Genomic DNA, 14,963 nt, shown 5'->3' on the forward strand with positions numbered 1-14,963 from the left:
ATGCCCGGCAACCGCATGACCGGCTGACGGGCCGTCACCCGGACGGGGTGTTCGGGCGGGACGTGAAGGGCGGGGCGTGGTCGGGTGGGGGTGTGCAGCTGCTTCCCGAGGCCGTTCGCCGGTTCGCCGCCTGGTGTGTCGTGCTGTTGCTGCTCGCCGGGGTCGGATACGTCGGGATCCGGCTGTGCGGGGAGCTCAAGACGGCCGTCACGCCCGTGCTGCTCGCGCTGCTGGGGACGGCGCTGCTCGGGCCGCTGTACCGGCGGCTGGTGAAGGCGCGGGTCAACCGGTCGGTGGCCGCCGGGCTCACCTGCGTCGCGGTGGTCGCCGTGGTCGGCGGGGCCGTGTACATCGTGGTCGCCGCGCTGATCGACACCGGTGACGAGATCGTCGCCTCGCTCAAGGACGCGGCGAACTCGCTCACCGAGCACTTCGGGGCCGCCGGGACCTCGCTGGACGACCTCGCCTCCAACGCCAAGGAACTGCTCACCAAGTTCGGCGGCACCGCGGCCTCCAACGTGATCAGCGGCGTCAGTGTGGTCGGCGAGGTCATCGCCATGGCCGTCCTCGCCCTGCTCCTGGTCTTCTTCTTCCTGCGCGACTCCCACCGCGCCGTCGGCACCCTGCGGTCCATCGCCCCGCGCGGCACCGCCGACCTCGTCGAGGCCATGGCGCGCCGGGCCTTCGAGGCCGTCGAGGGGTTCATGCGCGGGACCACGCTCATCGCGCTCATCGACGCCCTGTGCATCACCGTGGGCCTGCTCGTGCTCGACGTCCCCGGCGCCGTCGGCCTGGGCGCGCTGGTCTTCGTCGGCGCCTACATCCCCTACCTCGGCGCCTTCCTCTCCGGTGCCGTCGCCGTCCTGGTCGCGCTCGCCGACCGCGGCTTCGTGATCGCCCTGTGGGCCCTCGGTGTGGTGCTCGCCGTGCAGGTCCTGGAGGGGCATGTACTCCAGCCGATGATCCAGAGCCGGACGGTCCAGATGCACCCGGCGGTGGTGATGCTGACGATCACCGCGGGCGCGTCCGTCGCCGGCATCCTCGGCATGCTGCTCGCCGTACCGCTGACGGCGGCCGCCTTCGGGGTCCTGCACGAACTGCGGACGCGCTACGGGGCGCCGCCTCAGGCGCCGGGGCCGGTGGAGTCGCCGGCGCCCTCGACCTCGTAGCCCTGGATCTCGTATCCCTCGGTGTCCTTCGGTTCGGGCTCGTGGAGTTCGAACCAGATGCTCTTGCCCTCGCCCCGCGGGTCCACGCCCCAGGTGTCGGCGAGGAGCTCGATGAGGACCAGGCCGCGGCCGGAGGAGGCCAGCTCGCCGGGGCGGCGCTTGTGCGGGAGGTCGTCGCTGGTGTCGGTGACCTCGATGCGCATCCGGCGCCCGTCGGTCTCGTCGCGCACCTCGGCCAGCAGCAGCGCGTCGGCGTCGGTGTGCACGAGGACGTTGGTGAGCATCTCGGACAGCAGCAGGACCGCCGAGTCGATCTGGTCCTGCGAGGTCCAGTCGTGCAGCAGCTCGCGCAGCTGCTGCCGGGCCACCGCCACCCGTTCCGGCTCCGCCTGGGCGACCGACATCATGGTGCGCCGGACCGTCGGCGCCAGCCCGGTCGGTGTGTCCTTGGCGTCGCCGGTGGCCGGGCGGGACAGCAGCAGTACCGCTATGTCGTCCTCGCGGCGGTCGGCGAGCGGGCCGGTGGTGTGGTGGGAGGAGGGCCCGTGCACGCCCTGCACCAGGGCGTCGGCCAGCTCCTCGAGGTCGCCCTCGTGCTCTTCGAGGATCGTACGGATCCGCTGCCAGCCCGTGTCCAGGTCGTGGCCGCCGGTCTCGATCAGGCCGTCGGTGCAGATCAGCATGGTCTCGCCGGGTTCGAGGGTGATCCGGGTGGTCGGGTAGTCGGCGTCCGGGTCGATGCCGAGCGGCAGCCCGCCCGCCGTCGGCCGGGCCAGCACCGTGCCGTCCGCCATCCGGATCGCCGGGTCCGGGTGGCCGGCCCGCGCGATGTCCAGGGTGCCGGTGGCCGGGTCGGCCTCGATGTACAGGCAGGTCGCGAAGCGCAGGTCGGAGGCGTCCTCGGGGGAGCCGTAGGTCATCCCGTGCAGGAAGCGGGAGGCGCGGGAGAGCACCGCGTCGGGGCGGTGGCCCTCGGAGGCGTAGGCGCGCAGGGCGATCCGCAGCTGGCCCATCAGACCGGCCGCCCGTACGTCGTGGCCCTGGACGTCGCCGATGACCAGGGCGATCCGGCCGCCGCCCGCGGTGTTCCCGGGCAGCGGGATCATGTCGTACCAGTCGCCGCCGACCTGGAGGCCGCCGCCGGTGGGCACATAGCGGGCGGCGACGTTCATGCCCGGTATTCGAGGGCCCAGGGTCGGCAGCATGGAGCGCTGGAGGCCGTCGGTGAGAGCACGCTCGCTCTCCTCGACGCCGGCCCGGGAGAGGGCCTGGGCGAGCATGCGGGCGATGGTGGTCAGGACCGAGCGCTCGTCGGGGGTGAAGGCGACGGGATACGCGAAGGACGCCATCCAGGCCCCCATCGTGCGGCCCGCCACCGTCAGCGGCAGATACGCCCAGGACTCGCGGCCGAGGTGCTCGATCAGCTGCCACATGACCGGATAGCGGGCCTTGTAGTCGCCTGGGGACGAGAGGTAGACGGCGCGGCCGGTGCGGATCACCTCGGCGGCCGGATAGTCCGCGTTCAGGGACATGGGGGAGAACGGGTCCTCGTCGCCGGGCTGGTACCCGTGCAGGCCGATGATCGACAGGCGGTCGCCCGCGACCTCGAAGACCGCGAGTCCGTCCGGGGAGAAGCCCGGCATTGACAGGCCCGCCGCGACCCGCAGCACCTCCGCCGTCGACCGCGCCTCGGCCAGTGCCCGGCCCGCGTCCAGCAGGAACGCCTCCCGGGAGCGCCGCCAGTCGCCCGTGACGGCGCTGCGTCCCGCGGGGCTGCCCGGGGTCGGCTCGGTGACCTCCTGGAGGGTGCCGATCAGCTGGAACGCTTCCTGCGCGGGGTCGTACGACGGCTTGGAGCGGGAGCGGACGACGCGGATCACCCGGCCGTGCTCGTCCATGACCCGGACCCGCACCTCGGCGAGGGTGCCCTCGGCGACGGCGAGGCCGACGATGCCGGCGATCTCGTTCCAGTCGACGGGGTGCAGCCGGGACCGGATCTGGGCCTCCGTGAGGGTGGCCGCCTTCGCGGGCAGCCCCAGCAGACGGGCGGCCTCGGCGTCCACCGTGACCGCCTCCGTGGCGGTGTCCCAGGACCACAGGCCGGTCGCGAGGGCGGCCAGAACCTCCCCCACGGCGGGCAGAGGCTCACCAGTGCGCATTGCCCCACTTTAAGAAAAGGTGATCGATGAGTGCCACTGATCGGGGTGTGAGAAGTGTTCCGGGCGCCAAATGGTGGGGAGCCGATCTTGGGGTCCCCGGTAGGCTGGGCCGAGTGTTTCACGTGAAACACCCCGAGTGACCCTGAGTGACACAGACTCCGATTCGCGAAGACTGGATGAACGACGATGCATCGGTACAGGTCCCACACCTGCGGCGAGCTCCGCGCCTCTGACGTCGGCACCGACGTCCGGCTGAGCGGCTGGCTGCACAATCGGCGCGACCTGGGCGGCATCCTCTTCATCGATCTGCGCGATCACTACGGCATCACGCAGCTCGTCGCCCGCCCGGGCACGCCCGCCTACGAGGCGCTGGACAAGGTCACCAAGGAGTCGACGGTCCGCGTCGACGGCAAGGTGGTCTCCCGCGGCACGGACAACGTGAACGCGGATCTGCCGACCGGTGAGGTCGAGGTCGAGGTCGGCGAGGTCGAGCTGCTCGGCGCGGCCGCCCCGCTGCCCTTCACGATCAACACCGAGGACGGGGTCAACGAGGAGCGGCGCCTGGAGTACCGCTTCCTGGACCTGCGCCGCGAGCGCATGCATCGCAACATCATGCTGCGCTCCTCGGTGATCGCCGCGATCCGCTCGAAGATGGTCGCGCTCGGCTTCAACGAGATGGCGACGCCGATCCTGTCCGCGACCTCCCCCGAGGGCGCCCGTGACTTCGTCGTCCCGTCCCGGCTGAACCCCGGCAAGTTCTACGCCCTGCCGCAGGCGCCGCAGCAGTTCAAGCAGCTGCTGATGATCTCGGGCTTCGACCGCTACTTCCAGATCGCGCCCTGCTTCCGTGACGAGGACGCGCGCGCGGACCGTTCGCCGGGCGAGTTCTACCAGCTCGACGTGGAGATGAGCTTCGTCGAGCAGGAGGACGTGTTCCGTCCGATCGAGCAGCTCATGACCGAGCTGTTCACGGAGTTCGGCGGCGGCCAGGAGGTCACCTCCCCCTTCCCGCGCATCCCGTTCCGCGAGTCGATGCTGAAGTACGGCTCCGACAAGCCGGACCTGCGCGCCAAGCTCGAACTCACCGACATCACCGACATCTTCGAGGGCTCGGAGTTCAAGGCCTTCGCCGGCAAGCACGTGCGGGCGCTCGCGGTGCCGGACGTCTCGGCGCAGCCCCGCAAGTTCTTCGACCAGCTCGGCGACTACGCGGTCACGCTCGGCGCGAAGGGCCTGGCCTGGGTCCGCGTGACCGACGACGGCTCGCTGACCGGCCCGATCGCGAAGTTCCTGACCGAGGAGAACATCGCCGAGCTGACCAAGCGCCTGTCGCTGGCCGCCGGTCACGCCGTGTTCTTCGGCGCGGGCGAGTTCGACGAGGTCTCCAAGATCATGGGCGCGGTCCGGGTCGAGGCGGCCAAGCGCGCCGGGCACTTCGAGGAGGGCGTCTTCCGGTTCTGCTGGATCGTCGACTTCCCGATGTACGAGAAGGACGAGGAGACCGGCGCGATCGACTTCTCGCACAACCCCTTCTCCATGCCGCAGGGCGGTCTCGAGGCCCTGGAGACGCAGGACCCGCTGGACATCCTGGGCTGGCAGTACGACATCGTCTGCAACGGCGTCGAGCTGTCCTCCGGCGCGATCCGCAACCACGAGCCCGACATCATGCTCAAGGCGTTCGAGATCGCGGGCTACGACCGGGACACCGTCGAGGACAAGTTCGCCGGCATGCTGCGCGCGTTCCGCTTCGGCGCCCCGCCGCACGGCGGCATCGCCCCCGGCGTCGACCGGATCGTGATGCTGCTGGCCGACGAGCCGAACATCCGCGAGACCATCTCCTTCCCGCTCAACGGCAACGCCCAGGACCTGATGATGGGCGCGCCGACGGAGCTGGAGGAGGTCCGCCTGAAGGAGCTGCACCTCCAGGTGCGCAAGCCGCAGGCGAAGTGACACCAGCGGTCCGAGCGGTGGTGACACAAGCACGCTGAGCGGTACCGAAGGGCTCGAAACCGGCGTCGGTTTCGAGCCCTTTCGCTTGGGCACCGCGATTCACAGCTCTTTCAGATGTTCCTGCCGAGTAGCTCACGCCTACGTTCGCTGACCATGACGGACACTCAAACACCCGAAGACAGAGGGACGTTGGCCCGCCGCACGGTCTTGGTGGCCGGCGGTGTCGCGGTGACCGCGGCCGGTGCGGGCACCGCCCTCGCCACCGGCGCATCCGCCCAGGAGGGTGGCCCGAAACAGGGCGCCCCGAAGCCGGGCGCCCCGGAGGACACCTGCTACACGCTGACCTCCGAGCTGGTCGAGGGGCCGTACTACATCGACGCCGACAAGATCCGCCGGGATGTCACGGAGGACCAGGCGGGCGTCCCGCTCGCCCTCCAGCTCAAGGTGATCGACGCGGACACGTGCAAGCCGGTCCGGAACGCGGCCGTGGACATCTGGCACTGCAACGCCACAGGCGTGTACTCCGGTTACGAGGACATGGGCAGCGGCGGTGGGGGCGGCGGCCCGACGGGCCCTCCGCCCACGGATGCCCCCACCGGCACTCCCACCGGCGGTCCTCCCCCGGGCGGTGGCGGCGGCCACCAGGAGCCGACCGACGACGAGCGCTATCTGCGCGGCACCTGGCGCACCGACCGGCACGGCGAGGTCACCTTCCGGACCGTCTTCCCCGGCTGGTACCAGGGCCGTTGCGTCCACATCCATGTGAAGGTCCACGTGGACGGCACCTGGACCGACGCCGGCTACGAGGGCGGCCACGCCTGCCACACGGGCCAGCTGTTCTTCGACGAGAAGTCGGTGCTGCTGTCGGCCGAGGTGGAGCCGTACGCGAGCAACACCACTACGCGCGTCACCCTCGACGAGGACTCCATCTACCCGGACAACGGACACGCGGGCGGCCTGCTCTACCTCAAGTACGACCGCAGGCACTTCGCCCGGGGCGTCCACGGCCGCCTGACCCTGGAAGTGGCGACGGACGAGACGCACGACGGCTGAGACACGAGAGCCGAGGGCGCCCGGGAACCTGGCAGTGAGGTTCCGGGCGCCCTCGGGATGGCGAGTTGTTCGATCAGGTCCTGCTGGATGAGATCGATCGGTGCGGCAGTCGGCAACCTTTTCTGATCGTGTGACCACTGGTGAGTCGGAAGGTCCCTTCGCGGGAGCTTCACGTCGAGCATGGCTGTCTTCGCACCACGTAAGGACTCATCCGTGGCCTCTGCTTCCCACCGTCGGTCCCTTCGCGCGCGCCGCGTCGTCGTCGTCTCTGCTGCGGCCGTGGTCGCCGTCGGCGGTGCCGGTGTCGTCGTGTTGAACGCGAACGCCGGTACGACCGTCGACCTCTATCACCGGACGCTCGCCGCCAAGGACGGCTGGGCGTCGTCCGGGACCGGCACGACCGGCGGTGCGAAGGCGGACGCCGCGCACACCTTCACCGTCTCCACGCGTGCGCAGCTGGTGAAGGCGCTGGGCTCGGTGTCCGACACGACACCGCGGATCATCAAGGTCAAGGGCACGATCGACGCCAACACCGACGCCGCCGGGAAGAAGCTGACCTGCGCCGACTACGCGTCGGGCACCGGGTATGCGCTGACCGCGTACCTGAAGGCGTACGACCCCGCCACCTACGGGCGCTCCAAGCTGCCCTCCGGCACGCAGGAGAAGGCGCGGGCCGCGGCCCAGGACAGGCAGGCCGAGAACGTCGTCCTCAAGGTGCCGGCCAACACCAGCATCGTCGGCGTCCCCGGCACCAAGGCCGGCATCACCGGCGGCATGCTCCAGATCCAGAACGTCGACAACGTCATCGTCCGCAACCTCACCTTCGCCGCCACCGAGGACTGCTTCCCGCAGTGGGACCCGACGGACGGCGACGCCGGCAACTGGAACTCGGAGTACGACTCCGTCACCCTGCGCGGGGCGACCCATGTCTGGGCGGACCACAACACGTTCACCGACGCGGCCCACTTCGACAGCGCCAACCCCACGTACTACGGCCGCGAGTACCAGATCCACGACGGCGCCCTGGACATCACCAAGGGCTCCGACCTCGTCACCGTCGAGCGCAACCAGTTCACCGACCACGACAAGACGATGCTGATCGGCAGCAGTGACACCGACAGCACCGGCAAGCTGCGCGTCACGATCCACCACAACGTGTGGAAGGGCATCGTCCAGCGCGCCCCGCTGGCCCGCCTCGGCCAGATCCACCTCTACAACAACGTCTACGACACGACCACGCTGCACGGCTACGCGCCGCAGTACAGCATCAACTCCCGTGCCAAGGCGCAGGTCGTGGCCCAGAACAACTACTGGAAGGTGCCGGCCGGCGGCAAGATCGCCAAGCTGCTCAGCGGCGACGGCACCGGCTCGGTCGCGGGCTCCGGGAACCTGGTCAACGGCACGGCGACGGACCTGGTCGCCGCGTACAACGCCGCCGCGTCGAAGAAGATCAAGACGTCGGTGAACTGGACGCCGACGCTCACGGCGGGTCTTGAGACGTCGGCGAAGAACCTGCTCACGGAGCTGGCATCGACGACGGGGGCCGGCGTGCTGTCGTAGGAGCGGGCCGGCTCCTGGGGCAGCCCCCAGAACAGGCGTGAGGCCCCGGGATGTTCACGGGTCCGGGGCCTCACGCCGCACTGCGGTCACGCCGATACGTCGTTACGCGGGCTCGCCGCCGAAGCGCTCCTTGTAGTTCTCCAGGTCCTCGTCCGTGAGCTTGGCGAAGAGGACCGGGGGGACCGTGAAGGGGGTGCCGGTGGGGACCGAGTCGAGGGCGCGGGCCTGGTCGGGGGTGACCCAGGTCGCCGTGTCCTCGGCGAGGGCGAACGCCTGCCGCATGGCCTTCGACGACGTCGGGATGAGGGGCTCCGAGACCACCGCGTAGAGGTGGATCAGATTCATCGCCGTACGGAGGGTGAGGGCTGCCGCGTCCTTGTCGGTCTTGATCTCCAGCCAGGGGGCCTTCTCCTCCAGGTAGGAGTTGCCGGCCGACCACAGGGCGCGCAGTGCTGCCGCGGCCTTGCGGAACTGGAGGGCCTCCAGCTGGGACTCGTACTCCGCGAGGAGCTCCGCGATCTGCTCGCCGAGCTTCGTCTCCGGCTCGCCCGCCGCCGCGCCCGCCGGGACCTCGTCGCCGAAGCGCTTCTTCGAGAACGACAGGACGCGGTTCACGAAGTTGCCGAGGGTGTCGGCGAGGTCCTTGTTCACCGTCGCCGTGAAGTGCTCCCAGGTGAAGGACGAGTCGTCCGACTCGGGGGCGTTGGCGATCAGGAAGTAGCGCCAGTAGTCCGCCGGGAGGATGTCCAGGGCCTGGTCGGTGAAGACACCGCGCTTCTGGCTCGTGGAGAACTTTCCGCCGTAGTACGTCAGCCAGTTGAAGGCCTTGACGTAGTCGACCATCTTCCAGGGCTCGCGGATGCCGAGCTCCGTGGCCGGGAACATCACCGTGTGGAACGGGACGTTGTCCTTCGCCATGAACTCCGTGTACCGGACCGGGTTCTCGCCGGTGTCGGACTCGTACCACCACGCCTTCCAGTCGCGGTTCTCCGGGTCCTGGTCCGACCACTCCTTCGTCGCGCCGATGTACTCGATCGGGGCGTCGAACCAGACGTAGAAGACCTTGCCCTCCGCGGCCAGCTCCGGCCAGGTGTCCGCCGGGACGGGGACGCCCCAGTCCAGGTCACGGGTGATCGCGCGGTCGTGCAGGCCCTCGGTGAGCCACTTGCGGGCGATGGAGGACGCCAGCTGCGGCCACTCCTCCTCGTGCGCCGCGACCCACTCCTCGACCTCGTTCTGGAGCTTCGACTGGAGGAGGAAGAGGTGCTTGGTCTCGCGGACCTCCAGGTCGGTGGAGCCGGAGATCGCGGAACGGGGGTTGATGAGGTCCGTCGGGTCGAGCACGCGGGTGCAGTTCTCGCACTGGTCGCCGCGAGCCTTGTCGTAGCCGCAGTGCGGGCAGGTGCCCTCGACGTAGCGGTCCGGGAGGAAACGGCCGTCGGTGGGCGAGTACACCTGGCGGATCGCGCGCTCTTCGATGAAGCCGTTCTCGTTCAGGCGGCGGGCGAAGTGCTGCGTGATCTCCCTGTTCTGCGGGGAGGAGCTGCGGCCGAAGTAGTCGAAGTCCAGCGCGAAGCCATCGTAGATCGCCTTCTGCGCGTCGTGCGCCTGCGCACAGAACTCGGCTACGGGGATGCCCTGCTCCTTCGCGGCCAGTTCCGCCGGGGTGCCGTGCTCGTCCGTCGCGCAGATGTAGAGCACGTCGTGGCCGCGCTGGCGCAGGTAACGGGAGTAGACGTCCGCCGGGAGCATGGACCCCACCATGTTGCCCAGGTGCTTGATCCCGTTGATGTACGGAAGGGCGCTGGTGATGAGGTGTCGAGCCATCGGGGGCTGCTCCCAGGTCGCGGTTTCTGCAAGGGTTTCTGCAAGGTGTTCTGCAGGTGTGAACCTTGAAATCGTAGCCGACATGTGTATGCCGTCCGCCTCCCGTTTTATTGGGTGAGAAGCGGACGGCACGGGGTGTGACGGGGTGGGGTGGGTGGAGCGCGGACTTACGGGCGCCAGTCGATCAGGACGCCGTCGTAGAGTTCCGCGTCCGTGAGTTCCAGGGGGGTCGGGCCCGCGTGGAAGAAGGCCGTGTTGCTGGTCTTCAGCTTGCGGAGGTAGTCGAAGGCCTTGTTGTCGTGGTCGCCGAACGCGACGAACGAGAAGAACACGGAGGCGTGCGACTTCGCGGCGTCCGTCAGGGACTGGGTCGCCGGGGTCTTCGCGTCCGGGGCGCCGTCCGTCTGGAAGACGACCAGGGCGGGGGTGCCGGGGGTGGCGTTCTTGTCGTAGTGCGCGAGTACGGCTTCGACGGCGGCGTGGTAGCTGGTGCGGCCCATGCGGCCGAGGCCGGCGTGGGTTTCGTCGATCGCGTTCTCGGGGGAGGCGGCGGTGAGGTCTGTGGTGCCGTCCACTTCCGTGGAGAAGAAGACGACGTGGACGGAGGGGGTGGGGGCGGGGTCCAGGTGGGTCGCCAGGGCGAGGGTCTGGTCGGCCAAGGCCTGGGCGGAGCCGTCCTTGTAGTACGGGCGCATGCTCGCGGAGCGGTCCAGGACGAGGTAGAGCTTGGCCTGGGTGCCGGTGAGGTTGGCCTTGGCGAGGGCGGTCCCAACGGGGTCTGTGGGGGCGGGGACCTCGGCCTCGGCTTCGCCGTCGGCCTCGATGATGTTCCCACCCGCACCACCCGTGCTGCTTTCGTCGTCGAGTGCGGGTGGCCCCTGTGGGGCTTCCTCGACATCGGCGGCTGCGGGCTCGGGGGTCGCGGCAGGTTCGGGGGTCGCGGGAGCGGTCGGTTCGGCGACCTCCGCGGCTACCGGTTCGGCGACTGCCGCGGGCGCGGGCTCGGAAGCGGTGGCTTCGGGAGCGGCGGCATCGGCCGGTTCGGCGACTGCCGCAGGCTCGGGAGCGGCGGGCTCGGAAGTGGGTGCATCGGCCGGTTCGGCGGCTGCCGCTGCTTCCGGTTCCTCGACCGTCGTGGCGACCGGTTCAGGGGTCGGCTCCGGTTCCGGTTCCACCGTCGGCTCGGGCTGCGGGTCGGGAGTCTCCGCCGCGGGCTCCTCTTCCGTCGGCGGCACGAGCACGATGACCGCTTCGGCGGTGACCACTTCTTCTTCCGTGACCGAGGTCTCGGCAAGGACGACCAGCGGTTCCGCTTTCTCGGCCACCGGCTCCGCCACCACCGACTCCTCGGCCAGCGGCTCCGCCACCACCGGCTTCGCCGGAGGCTCCTCGGCGGTGACCTCTTCTTCTTCCTCTTCGGCGATCAGCGTCTCGGCGGGCACGACGACCACGACCGGTTCCGCTTCCGCCTCCGGCGTCGGCTCCTCGGTGACCGGGGCCTCGACGACCCGCTCCCCCTCCACCGGTGAAGCCGGCTTCGGGACGGCGACCTTGTCGAAGGCCGCTGCCACCAGGTCGTGCTCGTCGGAAGAGGACTGTGACTGTGCGGGGACCGTCGGCTGCGGAGCGGGGGACGGCTCGGTCGATGTGACCGGCGTCTCCTCCGTCCGCTGCGAAGGGGTTCGGTCCGCACCCTCTGCTTCGGCGGCACGCCCCTTGCGTGACCTGCCGAACGCGTTCCGCAGGAGAGTGAGAATGCCCATGTGCGCAACCCTTCGCGTGAGTTGAAGCCCGTCAATCCCTGGCCAGGACGGACACGTAAGGTTAGCGGCCCCGGGCGGTGATCTTGGGCAGGGGCGGGAGACAGTAGCGGGCCCGGTGTCAACAGCCCCGCGGCCAAACGGGGTTCACCTTTCGTTCAACCCGCGTCAGCGCTCCCGCACATGCGTGCCCCTAGCGCCACGTTCAAGCCAAGGGCATGCAAGGGGAGAGCAAAGTGCGCAAGCAGTTGCCGATCATCGGGATGCCGTCCGACTCGCACCCGGGAGGACGATCCTCCCTGACCTGTCGTTTCCGGTGTGGTGACGCCTGTTTCCACGAGGCGCCCAACACCAGCTCCAACGAGTACGTCGGTGACGTCATCGCCGGTGCCCTCGGCCGTCGTTCGATGATGCGGGCCGCCGCCGTCGTCACGGTCGCCGCCGCTGCCGGGACGGCCGGTGTGGTCGGGGCCCGGCCCGCGGAGGCCGCGGTGCGGGAGTCGTCCGCCGGATTCTCCGCAACGCACAAACCCCAGGGCAAAGCCGCGCGCGGACTCCGGTTCGGGGCCGTCGCTCCCAACACCGCCGACGCCGTCGTCGTCCCCGACGGATACGCGCAGAACGTCGTCATCCGCTGGGGCGAGCCCATCCTGCGCGGTGCCCCCGCCTTCGACCCGGAGAACCAGACGGCCGCCGCCCAGGCCGGGCAGTTCGGGTACAACAACGACTTTCTCGCCCTGTTGCCCGTCCCGGGTGAGCATCGGCGGCAGCTGCTCGTCGCCAACCACGAGTACACCGACGAGGTGTTGATGTTCCGCGGGTACGACCCCGCCAACCCCACCCGCAACCAGGTCGAGGTCGCCTGGGCCGCGCACGGGCTCGGTGTCGTGGTCGTGGAGGAGGACCGGCGGACCGGCGCCCTGCGTCCCGTGCCCCGGCACCACCTCAATCGGCGCGTCACCGTCACCACCGAGTTCAAGGTGACCGGGCCCGCCGCCGGCAGCGACCTGCTGAAGACCTCCGCCGACCCGACCGGCCGCAAGGTGCTCGGCACGCTCAACAACTGCTCCGGCGGGACCACCCCTTGGGGCACCACCCTGCACGGCGAGGAGAACTTCAACCAGTACTTCGCCAACGGGGCCCGCGCGACGGACAAGCGGTACGGGCTCGTCGCCGGGGCCACCGAGCGCAAGTGGGAACGGTTCGACAAGCGGTTCGACGTGCTCCAGGAGCCCAACGAGTCGCACCGCTTCGGATATGTCGTGGAGCTGGATCCGTACGACCCGACCTCGACGCCCCGCAAGCGCACCGCCCTCGGGCGCGTGAAGCACGAGGGTGCGACCGTGCGGCTCACCGACGACGGGCGTCCCGTCGTCTACACCGGTGACGACGAGCGGTTCGACTACTTCTACAAGTTCGTCGGTAGCAAGCGGATGAAGAAGGGGTCCTCCCGTGCCGCGCGTGAGCACAATCTGACGCTGCTCGACGAGGGGACTCTGTACGTCGCCAAGCTCACGGGTGACTCCCCCGCCATCGAGATCGACGGGACCGGGAAGCTGCCCGCCGACGGGGAGTTCGACGGCAGCGGCGAGTGGATTCCGCTGGCCACCGCCACCGCCAAGGGCGCCGTCTCGCACGTCGAGGGGATGACGGCCGAGGAGGTGCTCGTCTTCACCCGGCTCGCCGGTGACAAGGTCGGCGCGACCAAGATGGACCGGCCCGAGGACATCGAGCCCAACCCGCACACCGGCAAGGTCTACGTCGCCCTCACCAACAACACCAACCGCGGTGTCGGCGCGAACGCCCCCGTCGACGAGGCCAACCCGCGCAACGCCAACAAGCACGGGCACATCCTGGAGCTGACCGAGCGTCACAACCGTGCGGACAGTACGAAGTTCGCCTGGTCGTTGTTCCTCGTCGCCGGTGACCCGAAGGACCCCGCCACCTACTTCGCCGGGTTCCCGAAGGACGACGTCAGCCCGATCTCCTGCCCGGACAACGTGGCCTTCGACCCGCACGGCAACCTGTGGATCTCCACCGACGGCGCCCAACTCGGCTCGCACGACGGGCTGTTCGGCGTGGCGACCAAGGGGCCGCGACGCGGTGAGCTCAAGCAGTTCCTGACCGTGCCGAACGGCGCCGAGACCTGCGGTCCGCTCGTGCAGGACCGGCGGGTGCTGGTGGCCGTGCAGCACCCGGGCGAGATCGCCGGCGCGACCGTCGAGAGCCCGGCGAGCGTCTGGCCCGACGGCCCCGGCAAGATCGTGCGCCCGGCCGTCGTCGCCGTGTGGCGCAAGGACGGGTGCGACATCGGCGTCTGATCCGGACGACCTCCCCTACGGGAGGGCTGGGGCGGGCTCGGGTCTGGGGTCCCCGCCGTCGGGCGTGGGTCTCATACCTTTGCCCTCGGGCGTGGGTCTCCCACCCTCGCGATCCAGCCACTCCCGGTACGCCGGTGCCTCCAGGGCCGCCTCCCAGTACGCCTCGCGCAGGGCCGGCAGGGCGCCGTCCAGGTCCGTCTCCGTGCGCGCCGCGAGCAGGAGCCGTACGCCCAAGGGGTCGCCGTGCAGGCGGCGTACGGCCATGTCGGGGCGGGGGAGGCAGGACGGCTGGCAGACGGTGACGACCTCGCCGGTGTCCACCAGGGCGGCGGCCGTGTGGTAATCGCCGTGCAGGACATGGGGGTTGATGCCCGCCGTGCGGAACATGTGCTGCACGGCGTCCCACTCGCCGTCCACCGTGGGGTCGATCATCCAGCGGTCCCGGGCCAGTTCGGAGACGTGCACCGAGGCGTGCGCGGTGGCCGGGTGGCCGGCGGGCAGGGAGACGAACTGCGGTTCGCGCTCGATCAGGACGCGCAGCGGCAGGCCCTCGGGGATGCGCAGCGGGGAGCCCTCGACCTCGTGCACGAAGGCGACGTCGAGCTGGCCGTCGGCGACCATGCGGAGCAGGGCGTTCGGGGAGACGTTCATGTGCAGGGTGGGGTCCTGGCCGTGGGCGCGCAGGCGGCGCAGCCAGCCCGCCAGGGCGCGGCTCGCGGTGGAGCCGACGCGCAGTTCCTGGCCGCCCGTCGCGGCGGCCCGGGCCTCGCTGACCAGGGAGCGCATTTCGGCCACCAGCGGGCGGGCGCGGCTGAGCACCAGACGGCCCAGCGGGGTGGGCCGGCAGCCGGTGCGGGCCCGGACGAAGAGCGGGCCGCCCAGCTCCTGTTCGATCCGGCGCAGCTGGGTGCTCAACGACGGCTGGGCGACACCCAGTTGGCGGGCAGCCCGGTGCAGGCTGCCGGTGTCGGCTATGGCGCACAGTGCACGGAGGTGCCTCACCTCTAGGTCCATGCAAACGGAGCGTAAAGCGGAAGCAGACGTTTCACCAGACGCACAAATCCCGCCCGGTACGCACGAATTGGGCTCCCGATAGGGCGGTGCTATCGCCGACTGCCATCATCACAGCCGGGCCACAGGCGCAGAAACTCCTCGGTGACGAGA

General features: G+C 70.1%; 9 protein-coding genes. 5 read left to right on the plus strand and 4 right to left on the minus strand.

The genetic code is table 11. From position 1 onward, the window contains the following. The first annotated feature begins 92 nt into the window (after window positions 1–92). Window positions 93–1,169 carry an AI-2E family transporter gene (locus ACIP6U_RS22410; RefSeq protein WP_401720442.1) on the plus strand — a complete coding sequence of 359 codons (1,077 nt, stop codon included), beginning with the start codon at window positions 93–95 and terminating at the stop codon, window positions 1,167–1,169. Here the strand turns inward: ACIP6U_RS22410 and ACIP6U_RS22415 are convergent. Next, the gene (locus tag ACIP6U_RS22415) at window positions 1,124–3,328 is read right to left on the minus strand and encodes a SpoIIE family protein phosphatase (RefSeq protein ID WP_401720445.1); all 2,205 of its coding nucleotides are present in this window, start codon (window positions 3,326–3,328) and stop codon (window positions 1,124–1,126) included. The genes ACIP6U_RS22410 and ACIP6U_RS22415 overlap by 46 nt on opposite strands. A gap of 186 nt (window positions 3,329–3,514) precedes the next feature. Here ACIP6U_RS22415 and aspS point away from each other — a divergent pair, with 186 nt between their 5' ends. The 3 genes from aspS (at window position 3,515) to ACIP6U_RS22430 (ending at window position 7,891) form a co-directional block, all read left to right on the plus strand. Continuing rightward, window positions 3,515–5,278, plus strand: coding sequence for an aspartate--tRNA ligase (aspS, locus tag ACIP6U_RS22420; RefSeq protein WP_401720448.1), 1,764 nt, complete (start codon window positions 3,515–3,517; stop codon window positions 5,276–5,278). A gap of 153 nt (window positions 5,279–5,431) precedes the next feature. Beyond that, window positions 5,432–6,331, plus strand: coding sequence for an intradiol ring-cleavage dioxygenase (locus ACIP6U_RS22425; protein ID WP_401720451.1), 900 nt, complete (start codon window positions 5,432–5,434; stop codon window positions 6,329–6,331). Between the two features lie 213 nt (window positions 6,332–6,544). Beyond that, on the plus strand, window positions 6,545–7,891 hold the full coding sequence (locus tag ACIP6U_RS22430; protein WP_401720453.1) for a polysaccharide lyase family 1 protein: 1,347 nt from the start codon (window positions 6,545–6,547) through the stop codon (window positions 7,889–7,891). A 102-nt stretch (window positions 7,892–7,993) separates the two neighbouring features. On the opposite strand, the gene metG is transcribed toward ACIP6U_RS22430, so the two are convergent. Both metG and ACIP6U_RS22440 read right to left on the minus strand, forming a co-directional pair. Beyond that, on the minus strand, window positions 7,994–9,718 hold the full coding sequence (gene metG / locus ACIP6U_RS22435; protein ID WP_401720456.1) for a methionine--tRNA ligase: 1,725 nt from the start codon (window positions 9,716–9,718) through the stop codon (window positions 7,994–7,996). Window positions 9,719–9,885: 167 nt separating this feature from the next. Further along, the gene (locus ACIP6U_RS22440) at window positions 9,886–11,481 is read right to left on the minus strand and encodes a VWA domain-containing protein (protein WP_401720459.1); all 1,596 of its coding nucleotides are present in this window, start codon (window positions 11,479–11,481) and stop codon (window positions 9,886–9,888) included. Between the two features lie 233 nt (window positions 11,482–11,714). Here ACIP6U_RS22440 and ACIP6U_RS22445 point away from each other — a divergent pair, with 233 nt between their 5' ends. Then, complete coding sequence (locus ACIP6U_RS22445; RefSeq protein ID WP_401720462.1) at window positions 11,715–13,799, plus strand: PhoX family protein; 2,085 nt, start codon at window positions 11,715–11,717, stop codon at window positions 13,797–13,799. A 15-nt stretch (window positions 13,800–13,814) separates the two neighbouring features. On the opposite strand, the gene ACIP6U_RS22450 is transcribed toward ACIP6U_RS22445, so the two are convergent. Further along, a complete protein-coding gene (locus ACIP6U_RS22450) occupies window positions 13,815–14,813 on the minus strand; it encodes a LysR substrate-binding domain-containing protein (protein WP_401720465.1) in 999 nt (332 codons plus the stop codon). Window positions 14,814–14,963: the final 150 nt, after the last annotated feature.

The sequence above is a fragment of the Streptomyces sp. NPDC088794 genome (genome assembly GCF_044750545.1).
In the GTDB taxonomy this organism is placed as follows: domain Bacteria; phylum Actinomycetota; class Actinomycetes; order Streptomycetales; family Streptomycetaceae; genus Streptomyces.